At 39.6% G+C, this 22,176-nt stretch carries 15 protein-coding genes; 7 read left to right on the top strand and 8 right to left on the bottom strand.

The annotated features are described in order from the left end of the window. Positions 1–161: 161 nt before the first annotated feature. Positions 162–485: a NifB/NifX family molybdenum-iron cluster-binding protein gene (locus CUJ83_RS08520; RefSeq protein ID WP_230741875.1), complete on the top strand. Its 324-nt coding sequence runs from the start codon at positions 162–164 to the stop codon at positions 483–485. Between the two features lie 281 nt (positions 486–766). On the opposite strand, the gene CUJ83_RS08515 is transcribed toward CUJ83_RS08520, so the two are convergent. Beyond that, positions 767–2,431 (bottom strand): AMP-binding protein, encoded by a 1,665-nt coding sequence (locus CUJ83_RS08515; protein WP_230741874.1) that lies wholly within the window; start codon positions 2,429–2,431, stop codon positions 767–769. Between the two features lie 51 nt (positions 2,432–2,482). Beyond that, a complete protein-coding gene (locus tag CUJ83_RS08510; RefSeq protein ID WP_369424027.1) occupies positions 2,483–3,040 on the bottom strand; it encodes a cupin domain-containing protein in 558 nt (185 codons plus the stop codon). Positions 3,041–3,450: 410 nt separating this feature from the next. Here CUJ83_RS08510 and CUJ83_RS08505 point away from each other — a divergent pair, with 410 nt between their 5' ends. After that, positions 3,451–4,233: a DUF169 domain-containing protein gene (locus tag CUJ83_RS08505; RefSeq protein ID WP_230741872.1), complete on the top strand. Its 783-nt coding sequence runs from the start codon at positions 3,451–3,453 to the stop codon at positions 4,231–4,233. 64 nt (positions 4,234–4,297) lie between these two features. Here CUJ83_RS08505 and CUJ83_RS08500 read toward each other — a convergent pair whose 3' ends face one another. Next, the gene (locus CUJ83_RS08500; protein WP_230741871.1) at positions 4,298–4,858 is read right to left on the bottom strand and encodes a hypothetical protein; all 561 of its coding nucleotides are present in this window, start codon (positions 4,856–4,858) and stop codon (positions 4,298–4,300) included. Positions 4,859–5,274: 416 nt separating this feature from the next. Between CUJ83_RS08500 and CUJ83_RS08495 the strand changes: the two genes are divergently transcribed. Continuing rightward, positions 5,275–6,012, top strand: coding sequence for a winged helix-turn-helix domain-containing protein (locus CUJ83_RS08495; protein ID WP_230741870.1), 738 nt, complete (start codon positions 5,275–5,277; stop codon positions 6,010–6,012). Between the two features lie 16 nt (positions 6,013–6,028). Next, positions 6,029–7,357 carry an MFS transporter gene (locus tag CUJ83_RS08490; RefSeq protein WP_230741869.1) on the top strand — a complete coding sequence of 443 codons (1,329 nt, stop codon included), beginning with the start codon at positions 6,029–6,031 and terminating at the stop codon, positions 7,355–7,357. Between the two features lie 1,018 nt (positions 7,358–8,375). On the opposite strand, the gene CUJ83_RS08485 is transcribed toward CUJ83_RS08490, so the two are convergent. From CUJ83_RS08485 to CUJ83_RS15915, 4 genes are all read right to left on the bottom strand, one after another. After that, positions 8,376–11,459, bottom strand: a complete 3,084-nt coding sequence (locus CUJ83_RS08485) for an OmpL47-type beta-barrel domain-containing protein (RefSeq protein WP_230741868.1) — start codon at positions 11,457–11,459, stop codon at positions 8,376–8,378. A gap of 599 nt (positions 11,460–12,058) precedes the next feature. After that, a complete protein-coding gene (locus tag CUJ83_RS08480; protein WP_230741867.1) occupies positions 12,059–12,664 on the bottom strand; it encodes a hypothetical protein in 606 nt (201 codons plus the stop codon). Between the two features lie 854 nt (positions 12,665–13,518). Further along, positions 13,519–14,916: a hypothetical protein gene (locus tag CUJ83_RS08475; RefSeq protein WP_230741866.1), complete on the bottom strand. Its 1,398-nt coding sequence runs from the start codon at positions 14,914–14,916 to the stop codon at positions 13,519–13,521. Between the two features lie 25 nt (positions 14,917–14,941). Further along, positions 14,942–17,515 carry a DEAD/DEAH box helicase gene (locus CUJ83_RS15915; RefSeq protein ID WP_230741865.1) on the bottom strand — a complete coding sequence of 858 codons (2,574 nt, stop codon included), beginning with the start codon at positions 17,513–17,515 and terminating at the stop codon, positions 14,942–14,944. A 625-nt stretch (positions 17,516–18,140) separates the two neighbouring features. On the opposite strand from CUJ83_RS15915, the gene CUJ83_RS08465 reads away from it, so the two are divergent. The 3 genes from CUJ83_RS08465 (at position 18,141) to CUJ83_RS08455 (ending at position 19,229) form a co-directional block, all read left to right on the top strand. Continuing rightward, the gene (locus CUJ83_RS08465; RefSeq protein WP_230741864.1) at positions 18,141–18,536 is read left to right on the top strand and encodes a transcriptional regulator TbsP domain-containing protein; all 396 of its coding nucleotides are present in this window, start codon (positions 18,141–18,143) and stop codon (positions 18,534–18,536) included. A 304-nt stretch (positions 18,537–18,840) separates the two neighbouring features. Beyond that, positions 18,841–18,996 (top strand): hypothetical protein, encoded by a 156-nt coding sequence (locus CUJ83_RS08460; protein ID WP_230741863.1) that lies wholly within the window; start codon positions 18,841–18,843, stop codon positions 18,994–18,996. 41 nt (positions 18,997–19,037) lie between these two features. After that, the gene (locus tag CUJ83_RS08455; RefSeq protein ID WP_230741862.1) at positions 19,038–19,229 is read left to right on the top strand and encodes a phage integrase N-terminal SAM-like domain-containing protein; all 192 of its coding nucleotides are present in this window, start codon (positions 19,038–19,040) and stop codon (positions 19,227–19,229) included. A gap of 253 nt (positions 19,230–19,482) precedes the next feature. Here the strand turns inward: CUJ83_RS08455 and CUJ83_RS08450 are convergent, their stop codons facing one another. Further along, positions 19,483–22,167, bottom strand: coding sequence for a restriction endonuclease (locus CUJ83_RS08450; RefSeq protein WP_230741861.1), 2,685 nt, complete (start codon positions 22,165–22,167; stop codon positions 19,483–19,485). Positions 22,168–22,176: the final 9 nt, after the last annotated feature.

The following is a 22,176-nucleotide window of genomic DNA, read 5'->3' as shown; positions in this document are numbered from 1 at the left end:
TGGTAATATTGCTGTGAAAATGGGCCTTTCCAGAATCCGATCATGGATGTCTGTATGTTCATTATGATTCAATCTATCTATTTATTGATTCTGATCATATCCACTTATCCGGGCCAAAGTATTATTATTAAATTATCCAAATATTTTATTGGGTGGGTATTATGAAGGTCTGCATACCGAAGTATAATGATATGATATCAGAAAACTTCGACAAGGCATCGGAGTTCGTTCTTTTCTATATCCGGGACAACCAGATAGCGGGCAAGCTGACATTTAAGGATGAAAGTGAAGAATGCAGGCCTGCGACCGACGTCGTTCGAGAGCGAGGCGTAACGCATCTCATTACTTACGACATAGATGATGACTCGCTGAACACTTTACTGGGAAACGGTATGATGGTCTACAAGGGTGTTGAAGGCGACGTTGACCTGGCGCTAGAAAAATTACTTAACGGTAAGCTAATATGCGAATGGCCGATCAGGTAAAACACATAATATGTTATAAATTATCTAATGAGGATAATGTCACAATTATTATGTAAATTCTACATTACGGCCTTAATGTACATGTATGAATCATAAAATAATAGACACATTCAATGTTTACCTACAATCCGATATAATACTTTATTAATTATCCCGAGAAGATTTGTTTTTTAGCAAAATTTATCGACACTTAAAAAAGTCTGGTATCCAGGATACATACAGGTTAACCATCGTAGAAACGTCATGCGTCTCTACGACGGCAGCATGCATCATTATCCACTTTACTTTTTATCCTTGTCCCTGATCTCCACCCTGCGGATCTTGCCGCTGATGGTCTTGGGAAGCGCCGGGACGAACTCCACGATCCTGGGATACTTATACGGCGCAGTGACCTTTTTCACATGGTCCTGAAGCTCCTTTCTGAGGGCATCGCCGGGCTCATAGCCTTTTCTAAGAACGACCGTGGCCTTGACTACCTGTCCTCTGATCTCGTCAGGCACTGCTGTGATAGCGCACTCTATGACCGCAGGGTGCTGTATAAGGGCGCTCTCGACCTCGAACGGGCCGATCCTGTAGCCGGAGCTCTTTATGACGTCGTCAGACCTGCCCACGAACCACAGGTAGCCGTCCTCATCCATCCAGGCCATGTCGCCAGTATGGTAATATCCGTTATTCCAGACAGACGACGTTTTCTTTTCATCGCGATAGTACCCGTCAAATAACCCCACAGGTATCCCTTTGACGGTATTGATGACTATCTCGCCCTCTTCGCCTACCTCGCAGGGTTTTCCGTCTAAGTTGATAAGCTCGATATTGTATCCGGGCGAAGGTTTGCCCATCGAGCCGGGCTTGGGATCTATCCATGGATATGTGGCAACTGCTACGGTCATTTCTGTCTGCCCGAACCCTTCCATGAGCTTTAGCCCTGTGTATTTCAGGAACTTATTATATACTTCGGGGTTAAGGGGCTCGCCTGCCACGACACAGTATTTCAGGTTAGAGAAATCGAATTTGGTCATATCCTCGTTGATCATGAACCTGTATATCGTCGGCGGGGCACAGAATGTCGTGACCTTGTACTGCTCGAGCTTCTTTAACAGCTTTTGAGGATTGAAGACCTCGTAATCGTAAACGAAGACCGCCGTGCCTGCTATCCACTGGCCGTATATTTTACCCCATACCGCTTTCGCCCATCCGGTGTCAGCTACCGTGAAGTGGAGCCCGTCGTCGATGACGTTCTGCCAGTATTTTGCCGTAAGCATGTGGCCTAGAGGGTAAACGAAGTTGTGTATCACCATCTTTGGCAGGCTTGTAGTGCCTGAAGTAAAGTAAAGCAGGGATACATCCTCGTTTTTCACTGCCTCGTTCCCGGACGGCCGCACAAAATCGTCACCGGCCTTTTCGATCTCGCTGTCAAAGTCTATCCAGCCGTCATGTTTTCCGTTAACGACTGCCTTTATTTTAAGAATATCGGCGCAGTCTTTTTGCGCCTCGTCCACTGACTTGATGAGCGACTTATCGTCGGCGGCCACGACCATTTTAATATCAGCCAGCTCGATCCTGTACACCAGGTCTTTTTTGGTGAGCATGTGTGTCGCCGGAATGGTGATAGCGCCGATCTTATGAAGGCCGAGGATACAATACCAGAACTCGTACCTTCCCTTAAGGGCTACCATTACTCCGTCGCCTTTCTTTATTCCCAGGTTTTTAAAGAAGTTAGCCGCCCTGTCGCTCATGAGTTTCATATCTGCGAAGGTAATGATCTTCTCGGCATCATTATCGTCGCACCATATCAGGGCGATCTTGTCCGGAGTCTCCTGTGCGATAACGTCTACCACGTCAAAGGCGAAGTTGAAGTTTTCCGGGACCTTTACGCGGTAATTTTCTATGAAATCTTTATATGATTCAAATTCCGTTTTGTATAAGAACCTGTCAAGTAGTGACATATTTTACTCCATTTATCAGCTTTATAACCTCTTTTCTCTCAATACCCTGTTTTATCCCATGATTATGGCCAAAAAGCGAGCCGGCTTGTTCCCGAGGGCTACCATTGCATGTTCGCAGCCCGAATCGAAATAGATGGAATCGCCTTCCTCAAGGATGAACTCGTTATCTTTGATGATCAGCTTGAGGCTGCCTTCCAGAATGTAGTTGAATTCCTGGCCGGGATGCGAGTTGGTCTGGATCCCGGAGGTTTCGGGCTTCGGCTCCACCGTCACGATGAAGGGCTCGGCTTTTTTGTTGATGAAATTGGAGGCCAGGTTCTGGTATTTGTACTGCTTCCTCCTTTCGACGCTAACTCCCTGTCCCTTTCTGGTCACGGTGAAATAGTGCATCCTCGGCGCTTCGCCCGTAAGAAGAATGCTCATCTCCACGCCGAGCTTGTGGGAGATCTCGTATAAGATGCTGGCCGGAATGTCTTCCTCGCCCTTTTCGTATCTCAGGTATTTCTCCGGGCTTATCCTGAGGTAGGACGACATGTCCTCTAAGCTGATGTTAAGAATATCCCTGAGCTCTCTCACCCTTTCTGCCACTTCTTTGATCTTTTCCTGCATGTGATCTATCCTCTTGAACAAATCTATTATCTTTATTTCGTATCAGTATGGACCTTTATGATTATTAAAGTCAGTGTTAAGGCTTTGTTCGGTTATTTTTTATCTGGTTTATTTAGAGGTGTAAACGATGTAAATACTCTTTGGTATATCGGAAATTGTGTATATCCTTCATTAATTTAAGACTTCTGGTATAATCGTTATAAATGCAATAGAATCAATTATCATGATTATGCTTTAACCATCCGGTCGCTTATGGCCTCATTTACCGATGAATAATATTTTATTTCTGAAAATATCGCTGATTATGCGCTTATATGGTAAGATATTCTGACTATTATTATACGTCACAATTTTGCTCAAAGGTAAAATCTATTTAATCGATCGTTCTTTAAAAATATGGGGACATAATAATGACTCATATATCGATCAAGATTATAGGAGAGAATTTGGCCAGGGCAGGCAGGCTTACTGTCAGGCCATTATGTATCTATGGCTCGGAAACGGTGCCGGAGGGTGGTATCCCTACGACCGAAGCGGATAGGTGCGTAGCTAAAGCGATGCTTATGGCCGCAGTGAACGATGATATGCCTCCGCTGTATATTGGCAAAGAGACGTTAAAGGGAAGCTGTTTCGGAGGCTCCGCATGGCTTGGTTTTATGAAGTCCCCGCCGTTTATCAGGTATTTTGTATCGACCGGTTCCAGCCAGTTTCGGGACGGTGCGGCTGAATACCTTAAGGCATCGCCTGATATCTTCGATAAAACAAGGGAGAACGTCGGCACTATAACGCCGCCCGGTAAGTATCTTGTTATCCAGGCTTGCGAAGATATTGAAGATAACATCGATGTAAGGTCTTTCCTGTGTTTCGGTAATGGAGAGCAGATAAGAAACATGAGCAGCCTGATCCATTTTAACAGTACAGACCCGTTCTTCTCTGTGCTTGAGCCGTGGGGTCCTTCCTGTGCGACTTTCGCCACGTACCCTGCAGGACTGGCGGAGAAGGCGCCGAAGGATGCGGCATTCATCGGGCCAGTTGACCCGACAGGGAATTGCTGGTTGCCGGAAAATTTTATGGCTATCGGTATTCCTGTAAAGATCGCTACAGGGTTGGTTGAGGATATTGATAAGTCGTTCATAGGTAAAAGGCCGCAGGTGGCTTATCCGGAAGACAGGGAAAAGATAAAAAAATCGTAAACAGGATAATCCCGATGCACATTTGTCATAAATATTAATACTTAAACGTTTTTTTGAAAAATTTTTAATTGATAATGTTATCGCTATGTGCGAGTTTTAAATATGCTATATATGCCAGTCCTCCGATAATGGATAATATCATCCCTATGATAATGATACCTAATAATCCGTCTTTGTAGATGTTTAGTTGCCATAATATCTCGTCATTAATGGACCAATACGCGCCGAAGTATTCAGGGTTTTTAGTAAATATTGTTATGATTCTTATCGCGACGTCACCAGTGTGAAGTGTAATGGCCGATACCACCCCTGCTATTGCAGAGATGATGACGCTATCTTTTATATTGGCGCTTTTATGCAGAATATTCCTGACTGTCATTGCGCCTGTTATTGGTATTATCAGTGCGATCAACATGCCCCATATTGCCCAGGCCATGAACTCCCACATATCCTCCGATGCGGGTACTGGTACAAGTTTACCGTCTGCGGTATATTGAATATCTGATCTTTTCTGTTCGGAGAGTATATCAGAGAATGATGCTGCAGCAAGAATAAGTAACAGGCCCAATAGGATGATGATCCCGCCGAAAATCCCCCATTTCACTGCTCTTAGGTAATCAGACATATTAAGACCATTTAATACTAGACTAATAACCATAAATGTTTATTTATAAAAATTTTATCTCATGAATTTAAAATAAAGATTTGAAATGAACATACTGTTATCATCCGGTAAAATTTTACATTTAACTAAGATTTTTATTATTTTAGGAATTATTATGCTCTACGATCCAGAGATCGTATCTATTAAAAATTGCATTTACAAATAGTATTCAATTATTTTTATCTCTTTCATTTCATCGGGCAAAAGGGTAGGTAGCCAGATAGCGTATGTAGGTATGTTTAGCCCATAATGTACTGGTATATTTTTCTGGCTATGTATCATTTGAACAGCAATCTATAAATATAACGTAACATTATTAGTCATAAAAAGAACGTTTTGTTTTTAACATAAAATAGAACGTTATATCTCAAACATGTATGGATACGATAACTATGGATAACGCAGAACTACAATCCGGAACACCGAATATCAGATCTTCTAACGGTGAGAAGCAACTGGAGTATATCTCTCTTCTTAAAGATAAGCTAAAATTCAGGATCTTGATGCTGCTGCTTACCCATGGAGAATTGAATATCACAGAGATAAGTAATACTTTACATAAGAGCAAGTCGACGATCTCAAGGCATCTGGCCGAAATGGAAGGCGTCATCGTCGACTGTAAAGAAGCCTTCAAAGATCAAGAGATCGCAGGACGTATAACTCCAAAGTACTACAGGATATCGGAAGAGTTCAAAAAGAAGGTGACCGCTGTCGAGGCCAATTACGCGGCGGGCACTGAAGGGCAAATGAAGTTTTACCATGACCTGATAGAATTGCTTCGTACTGGCGTGGATATATCTAAAGAAAATTTTGACATGATCCATGATATGACCGACTATCTGGAATCGCAAATGGACGATCCAGAAAAAGCCAGACAGGTTTTCGATTCATATGTTTTCGGCCAGGATTTTTACATGGAGATATGCTATTTGAATGAAGCCCAGTACCGGCAATTCCTGGAATTTTTATCAGAGCTGAGACAAAAAGCTGCCAGCCTTAGAGAGGTCTCTCCCGATGAGAAGAAGCCTTATGTTTTTATCGGAAGCCTTGTCAATTACGGTAAAATGCTGGAACTTCAGGGCCGGATGAATGAGAGAAAGATGGGGAAAAAGTGAATTATTTAAAGGTGATATGATGGTGTTTCAAAATGAAGGCCTTGATAGTTCATTAGGCCAGAAAAACGTGAATGTCGGGAGTCCGGCAAAAAACGTATTACGTAATCGCAATTTTCTATTATTATGGCTTGGCCAGTGTACATCGCTGATAGGCGACCAGTTCACGATGATCGCTCTTCCATGGCTTGTGCTTCTCGTGACCGGCGATCCGCTTGCGCTCGGGCTGGTCCTCGCGTTCGAAGGGGTGCCAAGGGCCGTTTTCATGCTCTTCGGCGGCGCTGTTACCGATAGGTTCTCACAGCGTACCGTAATGCTCATCTCCGACATTCTCCGTTTCCTGCTCGTCGCAATGCTTGCCGCTATGGTGTTGACGGGCAGCATCCAGATGTGGATGCTATATGCTATATCGCTGGCATTCGGTATCGTATCGGGCTTTTTCCTTCCTGCTTCCGGATCCATGGTGCCGCGTATCGTGAAAAGCGAAGAGCTGATGGTCGGTAACTCCATCATACAGGGCACCGCCCAGATAAGCGTTTTCATTGGGCCCCTTCTTGCCGGAGGATTAATAGCTTTATTCGCGAATAGTTCTATGGCACTGGGCGGCAATTCCGCGGCAATGGTGGGTGTCGGGGCCGCTTTCGCTTTCGACGCGCTCACATACCTGATCTCGATCGTATCGCTATGGCTTATGAAGGTAAGCGTACCGCAGGCTTCTGCGACAGGCATGACCGAGATCCTGTCATCGATCAGGGAAGGCATAAACTTCGTTATCGGTACTCCGAAAATACTCTATATGTTCCTCATACTGTCTGCGGTAAATTTCTTGTTCGTCGGCCCCTTCCTAGTGGGAATACCGACTATCGCGAACAGCAGGCTAATAGAGGGCGCGGCTGCTTTCGGGATAATCATGTCCGCCCATGGCCTTGGTAACCTGATAGGCTTGATCGGATCAGGAGTAATAAAGATCAAGCCGCAAAATATCGGGCTCATCGCTTCAGGCGTCATCTGCGTGTTCGGCATAGGCCTTGCCATCACAGGTTTTATGACCTCTACCTGGGTTTGCTCCGGCATAGTGTTCGTACTCGGGATGTTCAACGGTTATCTCGGCATAGTCATCATAACGATGCTGCAGAAAAATACGCCTCCAGATATGATGGGGAGGCTGATGAGCCTGACGATCTTCGCATCGACCGGGCTTGTGCCGATATCTCAGGCATTATCGGGCGTTCTGATAAAGATTAGCCTAGAAGGTTTATTTGTCACGTGCGGCGTACTGATATTCCTGACCGGGGTAATTGCGGCTCTATCTAAAGAAGTGAAGAATTTCGGGCTGGAGCTTCAGTAGTTTTGGTGGGGTTTGTCCTGGTTTTTGTTGTTTTTTGTTGTTTTCATAAAAACACCATCAAACAACACCACTTGCTACAACCAACCACAAAAACAAAAAATTTTGGATGAGCGGGGTCTTACTCAGGTTTTAAGAATAAAAAACGTGTCTTACTCAATGATATCTGATATGAAGCTTTTGTGGCTATGCCTGTCGGATGGCAGGTAGGCACGTAACCTCACAGAAACACGGAAACACAAATTTTTTTATATGATTTTTAAGGGCACAAAAACGCTAAAAATTTACTCACCAAACCACGAATACGCAAGTATCACCGTCAACGCACAAACACCTCTAACGCCCGGCTCAACGCACTAACCTCTCCAAGTCACTAACGCTAAAACAAAGCCCGAACATTCCCCAAACCACTAAAGTATAATATCCCGGTCTGTGTTCACCTGACCTATAACAGATATCATAGTCGTTTAAGCGTCAACCGTGCAGTTAAACTTTAGTGTTTTGGAGAATATTCGTGCCTTGTTTTAGCGTTGGTGACTTAGAGCACTTCGAGCGTTGAGCCGGGCGTTAGAGGTGTTAGAGCGTTGACGGTGATACTGGAGCCTTAGAGGTTTAGTGAGTGAACTTTAGCGTTTTTTGTGACCTTAAAAAATCATATAAAAAATTTTTGTGGTTCTGTGTTTCTGTGAAATTACGTGCCTACCTGCCATCCGACAGGCACAACGGCAGAACACCGATCCCATAATGATTATTACATGCACGTCTTTACAATGACCATCAAAAAGTTATTCATGGGAACACCCACTAAAAACCAACCAGTACATACACACACCGAAACTACTGAGCCTCAATGATCTTTTTTCTTTTGATGTATGTTCCTTTGGATTTAGTTACCTATCCTGTTCAAGGCTGCTTTACCGGCATCAACACGTGACCTGACAATAGTGCCACTCTCCAGTATAGGAATAGATAGTCAGGATAAAAAAGAAAACTCGGGGGCTTTTCAGACCCCCTTTTTATATTACTTTCTCATGAACAGGAAGTACACAGCTCCCAGTCCGGCAACTGCCAGCGCTATCAGTAACGACAGCATCGTCAGATCGACAGGTCCGGCCTGCTCTGTCGCTGTAGGTTCAGGCGAGGGCGTAGCCGTTACTGAAGATACAGGGGACGGTGTAGCTGTCGGGACAGGCGACACCGTTACCGACGGCTCTGGTGTCGGCGTAGCTGTAGGTCCTGTTGTACCCTGGACTAAGCTCATGCTTATACTGACCGGCGGGAAGAAAATGAATTGTTCTCCTGTCGCTGTATTCCCCGCATTATCGGCTGACCTGTAATAGACATACATCTGTTTGCCTAATGCGATCTTGAAAGGTCCCGTATAGTTATTCCAGTTGATGCCGTCCATGCTGTACTCAGTCTTGTTCACGCCGGACAATATGTCTGTCGATGTCAGGGTGACCTGAACGTCAGAGTCGAACCATCCCTTATCGGATAGATGGCCTTCAAGGCTGCACGATATTACGGGCTCCGTCATATCAATGTTTATACTGGCCGTCGTACTGTTTGTGTTGCCCGATCTGCTGGTTACGGTTCCAGTTACCTTTTGATCGGCCCCTTCACCCGTGAGCGTAGTATTTCCGATCATGGTATCAATGCCGGAAGGTCCGTTTGTAGCGGTGAAGTTGACGGTGACGCTTGTGTTGAACCAGCCATTCGTATTTGGATCGGCAGGTGTCGTGAATGCAGTTATCGTCGGGATGACCTTGTCAATGTAGATCGCATCAGTCGTAACGTTCGCCGTACGGCCTGCGCCGTCAGTGACCGTGCATGTTATCGGGTTTGAGGATGATGTCAATACCAGTTCACTCCCCGGAATAATTGATTGGACGCCCGATATGCCTACGACCGGCGTAAACTCGATCAGCACGTCATGATTGTACCATCCGTATGCGTTAGGGGTAGAGTTCGCAGCCCAGAAAACAGACGGCAATACCGTATCAACTTTCACAGTAGTGTTAATAGTACTCTCAACATTCCCTGAATTATCCACACTCCAATAGCTTAGAGTATGTGTCCCGTCAGGGATGGATATAGTTAATGAACTGCCATTATACCTCTGTACGGCTCCCGAATCCACCTGATAGAAAATACTGGCTACATCCGAATACAATATTCCGTCCATACCTGGATGGTCAGACGCGGTCAGGGTAAGCGGACCAATATACCAGCCATTATCGCCGTCAGGAGCTGAGACAGAGGTCACCGGCGCACGCTTATCGACATTGACCACTTTATTTTGATGGACTTCTACATTCCCTGCTTTATCAGCGCTCCAGTATTCAAGAGTGTGAGCGCCATCCTGCAAATTTAATATTACTGAACTGCCAGTGATCTCTATAGGGGAACCTGAGTCGAGCCGGTAAGTTAAATTCAATACACCGGACACAGTATCATTTGCAGAGAGAGTCAGAGGCCCTGTATACCAGCCATTGTTGCCGTCCGGAGCGGAAACGGATGTCACAGGAGCACTAAGGTCTGCTTTTATCGCTACGCTTTTCTCGCTTTCAACATTTCCGGCCATGTCAGTGCTCCAGTAATATAACGTATGAGAACCGTCAGGTACATTAACAGTAGCCGAACTGGCAGAAACGTTCATTACCGGCCCGGAATCGATCCTGTAGGAGATATTCGCGATCCCCGATACATTATCTGATGCCGTTAGTATGACGGGGCCGGTATACCAGCCATTGTTGCCGTCCGAAGCGGACACTGAAGTTGTGGGGGCGATATTGTCTATTTTTATCGTAGAGATGTTTTTATATTCAGTATTACCGGCAATATCATTACTCCAGTAGCCCAGAGTATGAATTCCTGTTCCTTTTATATCCACCGTGACTCTGTTACCGTTTACGGTCTGAGCGGGCGCAGAGTCCAGATAGTAGCTTATATTCGTGACCCATGAACCGCCTCCGTCATCGGCAGTAAGCGTTGCGGAAACATCGCTGGTATACCATCCGTTATTGCCAGTAGTCCCCGAAAATAATGCAGTAGTCCTCGGTTCATTCAGATCTTGTTTAAAGGCAGCGGTATGCGTGCCTTCCCTGTTACCTGCTATATCCACACTATAGTATTTCAGCGTATGGCTACCGTCCGGCACATCAATACGGATAGTAGGACCGGTCCAATTCCAGCTACCTGAATCGATCATGTAATAAAGCCTGTATATACCGGATAAGTTATCAGAAGCTTTTAACCTCGGCTGGATAATATACCAGCTATCATTTCCCGTGGGCGGATCTAAAGAGGTTACCGGGTCCTGGGTATCCTTCTTTATGGTTTCACCGTGTGAGTATTCTACATTTCCGACCTTGTCCGTACCCCAATATTCCAGGCTGTAGATGCCGTCAGGCACATTCAAAATGGCCGTGCTACCATTAACTACTACCACAGGCCCATTATCGATCCGGTAAGAGATATTTGCCACACCGCATCCGCTATTATCATCTGCATAAATGTATATCTGGTCCACGAACCAGCCATTATAACCAATAGGTTTATAAACATCCGTTACGGGAGCAGTGTTATCAACCTTTATCGTTGCGCTTTTTCGGGACTCCTCATTACCCGCCATATCGGTACTCCAGTATTCCAGCGTATAAGTACCATCTTTCGGGTAATTTACAGGACCGGAACTGCCCGAGATCGTACGAGTAATTCCTGAATCGATCCTGTATGAGATATTATAGACTCCGGATAAATTGTCCGTTGCGTTCAGGATTATTTCTCCTTTGTACCACCCGTAGGCCGTAGGCGGCGAAATACTGGTAGACGGGTCCGTTCTGTCGGATCTTACATTAACGCTGTGGTGGGTTTCCTCATGTCCGGCCAGATCGATACTCCAGTATTCCAGCGTATGATAACCGTCAGTCATACTGACGGTAGCGTCATCACCAGCGACTACTGTCGCAGTCCCGGAATCGACACGATAAGTAATATTTGCAACACCTGTGTCATCAAACGCATGAAGGATTATGTAACCATGATACCAGCCGCGAATATCATCATTTACGATATAGGTACTTGGAGATTGATAATCTATCATAGCCAATGCCTGTGTGCTGAATATGATACAACTGAAAAATAATATGGTTAATACTAAAGTATATCTTTTAATATTTATTGCCCCCCATTTTTACTCTAATATTTAATGAGGTCATTCGGAATTTTATTTACCAGAATATCTATTGACCTATTTTAAAGTTTTAAATATCTTATAATATTTAAATTTTTATGATTATGAACTACATAAATATCATTATAAAAAATATTTTTATTTGTTAATTTTACATAAAATCTATTTTTATTATAATGATGTCTGAGTATTACTTTTGATAATATAAATTATAAATTTGCGTATTAACTAAGTGATGATCTGGTATTATTAAATTACTTTATCTTCACGTTATTTTTTGTTTACATTTCCTGTTAATGATGCCGATGATATGGTAAATATTGTTCCATGCAAAACAGTAGTATTTTCCAGTTCCATATACTGCTTTGTACCTGTTTTACTTATCTTGCGATCAATATTAAGACAGTATATTGTTTGCGAATTTTTTACCTAAAACTTAAATATGAAAAAAAGGCGGAGAAGTTGCTCCACTTTTTAATTTTTAAGTTATGACGTATCTTATAATCCGGCTAAACTGCAGAGGCCGTAGGCATTGCATCAAGCCTTGACCCGTGGTATCGTACTTTGACAAAGGTCAGACTTGATGTGTTCTCGTCAAGAATGTTTTCCATCTCTAACAATATGTAGCCGTTCTCCATTGTCCGGATACCCAGTATATCAGAGCCGAACGTGTGTTTTTTACCGTCTATCACAGCTTCTAACGATACGTCATTCAAATCGGCCGTCATGCCCGGCTTAAGAACTACGATGACCAATAAGCCTGTATTGTAACACTTCATACGGTCCATGTCATGTTCTACTAAAAAGTAAGATCTTATGAGTATGAACGGGGTTTCGCCTTTACCAGGCCAGTCTACGGAGTAGGTACCCAGGGGGTAATCTGCCTGGAATATTCTGGGCTCGTTTGATCCCTGGATAATGCCTGATGGTTCAACTGTCGGCTGTGGTGTCGGCGTTGTTGTCGGCGAGGGTGTCTCTGTCGGTTCCGGCGTTGCTGTGGGTGTAGCTGTGGGTGTAGCTGTCGGCGTTGCTGTCGGTGTCGCGGTGCATCCGCTGACCGATACTAAAGCTCCTATCAATATCAGTATAAGTAAATATTTTAATGATGTTTTCAAGATATCAAACCACAATATTTTAAGTATTCATCATCTGTTTTGGTATTTTAAAGGGTGATGTAATAGGTTTTTATTATAAGTTAAAAGTAAATATATAAGTTTCTATTAGTCGATAAATGCATAATTGTAACCTGTACTGTATCTCAACATTAAAATATGTGCTTCGGTTTTTTCGGAAGATGTTTTTTTGGTTGTGCCTGTCGGATGGCAGGTAGGCACGTAACCTCACAGAAACGCAGAAACACAAATTTTTTTATATGATTTTTTAAGGTCACGAAATCTCAAATGTTCACTCACAAAAACCACAAATGCTCCAGTATCACCGTCAACGCACTAAAGTCTCAAATGCACGGCTTAATGCTCGAAGTGCTCTAAGTCACTAACGCTAAAACAAAGCCCGAACATTCTCTAATAACACTAAAGTTCAATATCCCAGTTTGTGTATCCCTGATCCCTTACCAGGTATATTGATCGTGTAAGCGTCGACCGTGCAGTTAAAATTTAGTGTTTTTGGGAATGCTCGGGCTTTGTTTTAGCGTTGGTGACTTGGAGAGGTTAGTGCGTTGAGCCGGGCGTTAGAGGTGTTTGTGCGTTGACGGTGATACTTGAGTATTCGTGGTTTGGTGAGTAGATTTTGGTGCTTTTTGTGTCCTTAAAAAATCGTATAAAAATTTTTGTGGTTCTGTGTTTCTGTGAAATTACGTGCCTACCTGCCATCCGTCAGGCACAACCATAAAAATATCATCTCAATATTGGAGAAAGATAAAAAAAATTTTTAGCCGGATATTTGTACTGTCTATACTGTATTAAATAATAAAAAAGTAAAATTGGGACATTGTTCCTTCAAAGCTATTTTAATGAAGCCTGGAAACAATGTCAGCATATGCTTTAAAAGCCTTTTCGCGGTTCTTGTCCTTCCAAGAATCATATATCAGGCCGTTATTCCTGTTTTCGTCCATCTCCGGCCCGTTATCGTTGGCCATTTTTTTCATGTTTTTATCAGAGATCTTACTGTTCCATTCCTTCATGTTCATGGTCTTAGGCTCGTATAGCCTTACTCTATACCTGTCTGCTGTGATGTCTATTATCGTGATCAGGTATAGCCCTCCCCATTCGGGATGGTCATTCACTCCCACCAGGAATTCCAGTAAGTTGCGTTCGTGGAACGGGGCGCTAAGCGTCATTATGCCGGGACAGTCTGTCCAGATGTTCTTCCCCCGGCTATCAATAACATTTGTATCCTGCATGTATTCTCTCGGGCCGTGTGTATAATATCCACCGGAGCTCATACTGTAATTGCCTGTCCGCTCCATGGTGGCCGGGTCTATCTTTGCGTCCCATACTCGCCAGAGCCTGAAAACACGATATTTCGAGCTTACGTCCTTGCCTTTCTTTAAGACCTTAATGCGGTTATTCCCGTGCACTGCCAGAGTTATTGGAGATATTTCATCCGGGTCTACTGCCAGAGTAGTGATACCTGAAACGCTCTTAAACGACTTTAATGATCCGTGCGTAGCCTTCATATCCTTCTTTTCTGCGGTATATTTTAGCTCATAGATCTTTTCTTCTACCGGGGTAAGTTCCCATTCGATGCGGGCTTTTATCTGCGTTGCCGACCCGAAAGGTATGTGGGGTAAATGTGCCGGCCCTTCAAAGCTTCCTTTGATGGTCGCTCCCGGCCCTGGAAGTTTCCTGTATTCGTTTTTTCCTGCGTTAAATAAGTCCGGCTCTTCGACATAGATGATCTTTTGTTCCTTCTCGTCCTTTCCTATTTCCGCATTCGGCGCCGAGTGCTCGGTAATGATGCCTACCTGCGGAGCGTATAGGGTATACGTATCATCATCTATATCTACGGAAAGGCTTGCAGAATATTTTTCTTTTTCAACAGTGCTTCCATTAAAGGATATTTTGAAAGGGTGCTTTGGAAAATCTGCGGGGCCTTCGCCTTTGCCTCCGCTCTCCAGCGCTTTCCCCAGTACTATAAATATGTCCGCAAGGGATGTATAGTCGGGACCTGTGATCACATCGTTAACGCTGCCGGTGATGTTCTCGAGATTGCCTTTCCATACGAACATCGAGTCCGAGCCTTCGCACAGACCGCCTTCGAGCTTTACCGAAGCCTTATATGATTCGTCTATGGAAATGTCGTATTGTGATGTATAATCGCATAGCTGCTGATTTACGCTAATGCTGATAGTTCCTTCCCAGCCAGTTATCCTGAGCCATTTTTCAATGTCCTTATCGTCGGGCATATATTTCACCATTTTGTAAAAAAGATTATTTTTTATGTTTTAAACGTGTAAAGTACTTATTTAACGAATTATTATCTAGGTTGTATTCAACTAAGCGTTCAAGAATGAATTTTTCCGATTTATCTTCAAGTGACGGTAGTGATTTATAAAAACCGCTTATATTCCTCTTTAGTGATTCTATCGATGACTCATCAATAACATATATAGGATCTAGTAGTTCTGTGTTCTTATCTATAAATGTCGCAGGATGAATAAAAAGAGGAATAAAATTGCTTCCCTCGTAGTTTACTTTAAACCATGAGATACTATTATGCATCTGTCCAACTTCGTTCTTTGACACAAAATCTCTTCCATCTACTTCATTTTTACATTCAATAACCCAATAATGATTAAGATCTAATTGCCAAAGATTATCTGGTCCGCAACCTGATTCTTTATCTGGTCTTTGAGACTCAAAACCTAATAGCCTACCCACTTGTTTGATACCTTCTTCAAAGTTATCACTATTATTACTAAAACTAACTTGGTCAAGAATGTTTCCAACATTAATTATTAACGAAATAATTGTATCATGTTCTTTAATGAACTCTTTAATATTGACGGCCCTTGGCCTACCCTTAGATATTTTCGAATATTTTACACCGGATGGTGGTCTAAAAAGATTATTATTTTTCTCAAAAGCTCTTAATTGGGCATCCATAGCTCTCGTTTTATCTGATTCATATAAATATATGGATTTTAACTGTAAATACCAGCCTTTATCGTCGTAGTTATCCGAATTGTCGTGAAGATTTTGTACAATATCAACCGCAATTCTAATTTTACCATTCAAATAATGTAATTCTGCATCTCTTTCGCTTAAAGCGTTATTTAGATATTCATTACTTTCAGACTCTTTTATGTTAATCTGGCTCATTTGTTGTTTATAATATTCTTTTAAACTTGGGTCTCTATTCAGTGATTGAAGTACAATCTCTTGTATTTTTAAAAGTGTGCCGCCCTCTGCTTTAATTATGGATATTAATTGTTCTCCAATTTCTATTTGTTTTTGAGCTTCATTTGACAAATATTTTATTTTATTTTTTTCGGAAAAGAATTCAGTAATATCGTTTCCTATTACTATGAGTATACACCAATCATTTGGACCACGAATTGCTCTACCCATCCCTTGTTCAATTCTTTGAGCGAGCAGACGTTTTGTAAATTTAGATTTTGGTCGTATGTATTGTGTATATCTATCGATTAATGCATCATAAGATGGTAGAGAATCCAATACTAAAACTCTGCACTTAGAATCCGCCAAATCTATGCCATCATATGCATTTAGCAAAACTAACACATACTTTGCAACTTTCTTTTTAACATCTTCATTTAAAATATTAACATTCGATGTTAAATACTTCGCAATTGTTGTTTTTGCTCCCTTTTCCTCCCATTTCATAGCTTTTATACCGGATGGTACGATTGCTACGGTTCCAAAATGTCCATTAGCTCTTGTTAAATTAGATACCCATCTAATCAATGTTTCTTTATCTAAATCAGCATTTATTCTTGTGGGTAATAGCACTAATCTTTCCCCACTATAAGTCAATTTATTATCTGTTAATGGATTTTTTACGCTATCCGGATCAATTCCTAAATCCTTAACTAAAAATGCATCCTCTGTAAGCGTAGCCGACATAAAAAATCTTTTATTTGCATTTTTAAAAGCAGGAATTTTTGCAATAGGTATAAGGCGTGGAGAAATTTCGATATCATTGCCAGAAATTACACAGGTACAATCTCTTATACAATCTTTAATTAAATCCCATGTAAAAAATAAATTTTTATGCTCCTCATTACCATCATCTTTATAGGCGTCTTTATAGGTACTTAAAAGTTCAACAACTGATTTTATATTATCTGACCATATCCAATGCGGAACGGCCATGAAGCTATCTGTTTTACCCTTTTTAATATCTGCATATTTACCTGGCGATTGAGTAAAAAGTGCTGACTCGAAAAGTCCCATTAAACCAGAATAAACCTTATTTATACGATTAATCTCTGGATTATTATATTTTTTAATATGAATCGTATATGATTGTCTAATCATCTCAAGACATTTATGCGCATCATCAATAACAATAGCCCCAATCTCAATTTCTTCTCTGCCAGATCCGCTAACTCCAAATATGGTTTTACCATTTATCATTTTACTACAAGTTGTGACTAAAATTGCTTCCGAATTTTTAAAATCGATGGGCAGTCTGTTATCAGCGCCAATTTCGGTAGTTTTTATACCAAAAGTTTCTGCTTGTGCTAATGTTTGATCAACAAGATATGTCGTAGGACATAAATAAACAGCAGGTCCTTTTTTTTGGTTTAGAAGTGATTGCAATATTATTAGACCAATAAGGGTTTTTCCATATCCTGTGGGTAATTTAACGATGATATCTCTTTTATCTTGATATTTGCTGACCCATTCTTCCAATATTTGCTGCTGTGCAGGCCTTAGTCCATCTACCGTGCTTGCTTTATCTAATTTTTCGAAAATTTTTATTGGTTCAGTTTCAGGTGCAATTACTTCTTTGCCTAATAACTTTCTAAAATCAACCACAAAAACACACCCATTTTAACAATACATAAAGTTTACTAATATATTGTATATACTTATTTAACAAGCTCTTATTAATATGTTATTGCTGTATGCCTGAACTAAATCTATTTTCGTTTTATACTACAAGGTGCGTTTCCCCGTTAGTTGTTTAACTTCTATTATAAAAAAATTAAAACATGTTTTTTCGAATATATCAAGAAAATAATATCTTATAAAGACTAGAAGTTATATTAAAAAGATCAACATTTGCTGACTTCATACAAGAACAATGTGATATATTATAAATTAGGTAGTAAATTTTTAATAATTGACTTTGCTGTAGCTTATGAGTATGATTTTGGAATTAATGGTAAAGAATTAATAACGCCTAACGAAACAGTATATGATTCAGTTCGAAAAATCAAAAAACTAAATTATGGTAGATTCACTTTAAAGTTAACTAGTAGGCAAAAATATGACAATATATAGAGAAAACCATCAAATTCGATTTAAACTCGACTATTTTTATAAAATATCATTATTATATATATTTTAGTTTAAAATAACTTTATTAGAGTTCATACTTTTATTTTGGTAAGATTAGACTTAAATACAACCTAATGAAATTTAGAATTTAGCTGATAAAATGAAAACAGATCTACTACTTAATAATATTTGTAAAACAATGGTAGGTAAATTAAAAGACCAAACAATACATGACTATCAAACTATTGTTGAACAAATATCACATGGTAAATATACACTTTTTAGGAAAAATACAATTGATATAATTACAATAGTATTAATAGCAGCTGCAAAAAACCAAGAACAATTTTATGTGTTAAGCTATTGGGCTAAAACTAATAATATAACGTCAACGTCAACACTGTCAAGAAGAAAAAACTTACTCAATAACATGGGTATCATTGAAGAAGAAAAGCTAAAAACACCAATGGGAAGACCTAAAATACAACTTAAACTAAATTATAAAAGGTTTGAGGAATACTATGGTAGAATACTCGAGAATTCATATTGTCATTAAAGCTATATCGCATTAAAAGATATCGCAACTATTCTCAAAGATATATCCAGGACAAGTATCACAAATATCTTTACACTTCTTTTTCTCATCAATTTTAATGTAACGAATTAGTACTTTACGCATCTTTTACAAAATACGATTTATTATTGACTTTTGAAGTTATAGCTGGCATATATAATCTCTGTAGATCAGGTTCATCATTCAAGTAAACGATATTCGTATTTTAAAAAACGTAAATTTATAATAATTATGCTTATATGTTCATATTAAATATAATTATATCATATACTTATTAAGTGAAAGTATGGGTAGAATACCATTTGATATACCTGATGACTTGGAAATCAGACTTGATGCTGTGGCGACTAAACTCTATGGCCACAAAAAAGGTAAAAAGAAAAAAGCAGTTAAAGTCGATTATCTGAGATGTGCAATAAAGTTGAAAAAGAGCTACATTTGAAATTGTAGTTTAAATTTAAGTGAATTTTTGGAGGTAAAAGTATGGACATAATAGAAGCATACTTGGAAGAGTTAAAATTATTCAGAAGTCCAAAAACTGTCAAGAATTATAGATCGCATCTTACGAATTTTCATCGTTATGTAGGAAAGCCATTAGATCACGTATCTCGTGATGAGATAATTAACTATTTAGATTATTTATTGAATGAAAAGAAATACAAAAGTTATCTGTGAATACGTTTTAGACATGCATTAACACATTTTATCATCATCTTCTAGATATGGGCCAAATCAATGAATCCCCTTATGAGAAAATTAACACTTTCACCTACAGAACGAAACCAGCTCATGGAAAGAGTAATAAAAGAAATAATGAATGAAAAAATTACATAAAATTTTTAACCTAGCCTGAATTTGACAGTCGAATTTGTTCCGTCCAACATATTCCAAACAATTTTCAAATTATACAAACGTAGAAAATTTATTATTAAGGTAGTTGATCTGCATTATCAATAATTTTATAATCAACATTTAGTGCATTCTTAAAATGTTTCTCTGCACATCTTGTCTTATACTTCTCAATTCTACGAGGATTTTTATCCCAATCTTGGCTTTTCGTTTCTCTTACCAAATATAATAATGGTTTATTTACAATATTTTGATTTTCCCTGTTTTCTTCCATTATTATTGCCCAATCGGGATTATAGTTACCCACTGGTGTTGATACTAGGAACCAACTTGGTAATTTGACAAACATTTTTACATCTTTTCTTTCATCTAACTTTTTAATGAATTCTTTCTCTACATTCGAATCATATTTCACATAAGTATATATAGAACGTTCAGATGGAATAAATGTATTATCTGGAAACCTAATAATTTCTTCAAACTGTTGCATTTCATACCATTTGCCATTTTTTTCGTATTTTATACCATTAACTAATTGCTCTGCGATACTGTTTTTAATTAGTCTAGCAGTAATTAGAGCAAATTCTTGCGGGTTTTTAATTGCTTCATGTTTTTTTATTGTGCATTTTATTATTTCTAATATAGTGTTTCTCGTTAAACATATAGGCGGAGATGAATTTCTTAATAAATGAATAATTACACTAACGATGTCAGGCAGGTATTGTCCTGGAGTTATTTCCATTAATTTTTCTGCTCCTATCTGATAAGATTTCATTACATCCTTATTTTTTTCATCTTCTACTTTAAGTGATGCTTTGACGGTTATGATACGAGGTGGTTTTATTTCGATTTTATCAAGGTCTTCAACTACTTCTCTTATCAGGCTGTCTGTATCGATGTCGACTGAATATTGAGTTTTATATTTAATTCTATCCCAAAGCTCAATAAATTCTGGGCATAAAATAAATTGATTCCGTAGTCTCGATTGTACAGATTTATAAGCGTTACCGGGTTTATCTGGTATACCATCCGTACCATATTCGACTTCATATTCTTTTTGTAGAGCTTCTGCGTATCTATCATAACTCTCGTTAGCAATTACTGTAAGTACATTTATGGTTTCATCGTGTACTCTTTGTCCTGATTGATCCACTGCGAGTCGTATACCTCGTCCAATCTCTTGACGTTTTTTTATTTCGGATGAAGTTTGATTGAGGGTGCATATTTGGAAAATATTAGGGTTGTCCCATCCTTCTCTTAATGCGGAATGAGAAAAGATAAAAGAAACTGGTTCGTTAAACGATAAAATTCTCTCCTTATCCTTCATTATAAGATTATAAGCTTCTTCATCTTTCTTTGAAATACCTGAGGTACTATCTTCATATATTATTGTACCATCTTTTTTGCGAGTTTGTGCAAAGTAGGCAGCCTGAACTTCTTCAGGATTTACCTGTAGCCAATCCTCATATTTTAGTTTTATTTGATTAAAAGATTCATTAAAAAGTCTGCGGATTATGCCTTCATGAGAAATATAGTTATTTACCTGATCAATGAAGAACAAAGATAACACTTTAATATTATTCTTTTTTAGCCATACTTGTTTCTTAAAATGTTCTTCAATTGTAGTGCTTATCTGAGCTTTAAATATTGCATTTTTATCCAAACCTTCTGTCTCGCCTATTGAAAGTTCTACACCATTACTAAATATTATAGCCTTTCTACCAGGATTTATCTCATCTACTATATAATTTTCATATTCTTGCCTCAGTGTCTTACTCAATAAGGAGTCGCCGGGTTTAACTTTTATAATTGCTTCATGAACACTACCATTTTTTTTCAATTTATGTACTAATAAACTCGCAGTTATTGTATTCTTATTAGTATCCATATTCATTATTTTTATAAATGGTTTATTATATCCATCCTTCTCTATCACAGATGCAACTTCAATTTTTTTTACAAGATTCTTCTTATAAGCATCATAAGGGGTCAATCTATATATGACGTTATACGGATTTCTATGTGTTGCACTATAACGAAGAGCAAAGAGTGGGAATAAGGCAGATAATGCAGCAATACTCTTTTCACTTTCCATATTTTGCGGCTCATCCAGAATTAGAATGGGCCTAGTTGCTTGGATCATATGTATCGGGGTATCGCCTTGGAGTCGATCGGTTGACTGCTTGATAATATTGATATCTTTGTTAAATGCCGCAATCGTCATTACCATAATTTCAATACTATCGGACTGTGCAAATTGCCTCACCCTTGTTAAACTCGCAGAATCATATGTATAAAACCGATATGGGATATTACTATATAATTCTTGGAAATGTTTTTTCGTAATTTTTAAAGTTTTAATGACACCTTCACGTATCGCAACACTTGGTACAACAACTATGAACTTACGCATACCATATTGCTTATAGAGTTCAAATATAGTTCGTAAATATACGTATGTTTTACCCGTTCCGGTTTCCATCTCCACTGAAAAATTAGGAAAACTGCATAATATAGTTCCATTTGCAGTATTTATTTCTGCCTCAATTTTATCCAGTGAATCATCTATTTTAATCCCGTTACCACTCTGAACATTTTTTAAGTTCTCCAGGATATCGGCATCACTTATATCTAGTCTATTTGCTATAGAGGATATTCCAAATATTAACTCAAGTTCAACTTTTGGTTGACCAATAAATAAATCACATATAGAGTTTACAGCTTGAAGCTGATATTCTTGATTTGCATCAAACCTGAATTCCATTATACCCAC

The sequence above is a fragment of the Methanooceanicella nereidis genome (assembly GCF_021023085.1).
In the GTDB taxonomy this organism is placed as follows: Archaea; Halobacteriota; Methanocellia; order Methanocellales; family Methanocellaceae; genus Methanooceanicella; species Methanooceanicella nereidis.
This window is presented reverse-complemented; position numbering and strand designations above follow the sequence as displayed.

Excerpts from the sequence above, each read along its gene's own strand:
- CUJ83_RS08520 (WP_230741875.1), top strand. The coding sequence starts at position 162 with ATGAAGGTCTGCATACCGAAGTATAATGATATGATATCAGAAAACTTC.
- CUJ83_RS08515 (WP_230741874.1), bottom strand. The coding sequence starts at position 2,431 with ATGTCACTACTTGACAGGTTCTTATACAAAACGGAATTTGAATCATAT.
- CUJ83_RS08510 (WP_369424027.1), bottom strand. The coding sequence starts at position 3,040 with ATGCAGGAAAAGATCAAAGAAGTGGCAGAAAGGGTGAGAGAGCTCAGG.
- CUJ83_RS08505 (WP_230741872.1), top strand. The coding sequence starts at position 3,451 with ATGACTCATATATCGATCAAGATTATAGGAGAGAATTTGGCCAGGGCA.
- CUJ83_RS08500 (WP_230741871.1), bottom strand. The coding sequence starts at position 4,858 with ATGTCTGATTACCTAAGAGCAGTGAAATGGGGGATTTTCGGCGGGATC.
- CUJ83_RS08495 (WP_230741870.1), top strand. The coding sequence starts at position 5,275 with ATGGATACGATAACTATGGATAACGCAGAACTACAATCCGGAACACCG.
- CUJ83_RS08490 (WP_230741869.1), top strand. The coding sequence starts at position 6,029 with ATGATGGTGTTTCAAAATGAAGGCCTTGATAGTTCATTAGGCCAGAAA.
- CUJ83_RS08485 (WP_230741868.1), bottom strand. The coding sequence starts at position 11,459 with ATGATAGATTATCAATCTCCAAGTACCTATATCGTAAATGATGATATT.
- CUJ83_RS08475 (WP_230741866.1), bottom strand. The coding sequence starts at position 14,916 with ATGCCCGACGATAAGGACATTGAAAAATGGCTCAGGATAACTGGCTGG.
- CUJ83_RS08465 (WP_230741864.1), top strand. The coding sequence starts at position 18,141 with ATGAAAACAGATCTACTACTTAATAATATTTGTAAAACAATGGTAGGT.
- CUJ83_RS08460 (WP_230741863.1), top strand. The coding sequence starts at position 18,841 with ATGGGTAGAATACCATTTGATATACCTGATGACTTGGAAATCAGACTT.
- CUJ83_RS08455 (WP_230741862.1), top strand. The coding sequence starts at position 19,038 with ATGGACATAATAGAAGCATACTTGGAAGAGTTAAAATTATTCAGAAGT.
- CUJ83_RS08450 (WP_230741861.1), bottom strand. The coding sequence starts at position 22,167 with ATGGAATTCAGGTTTGATGCAAATCAAGAATATCAGCTTCAAGCTGTA.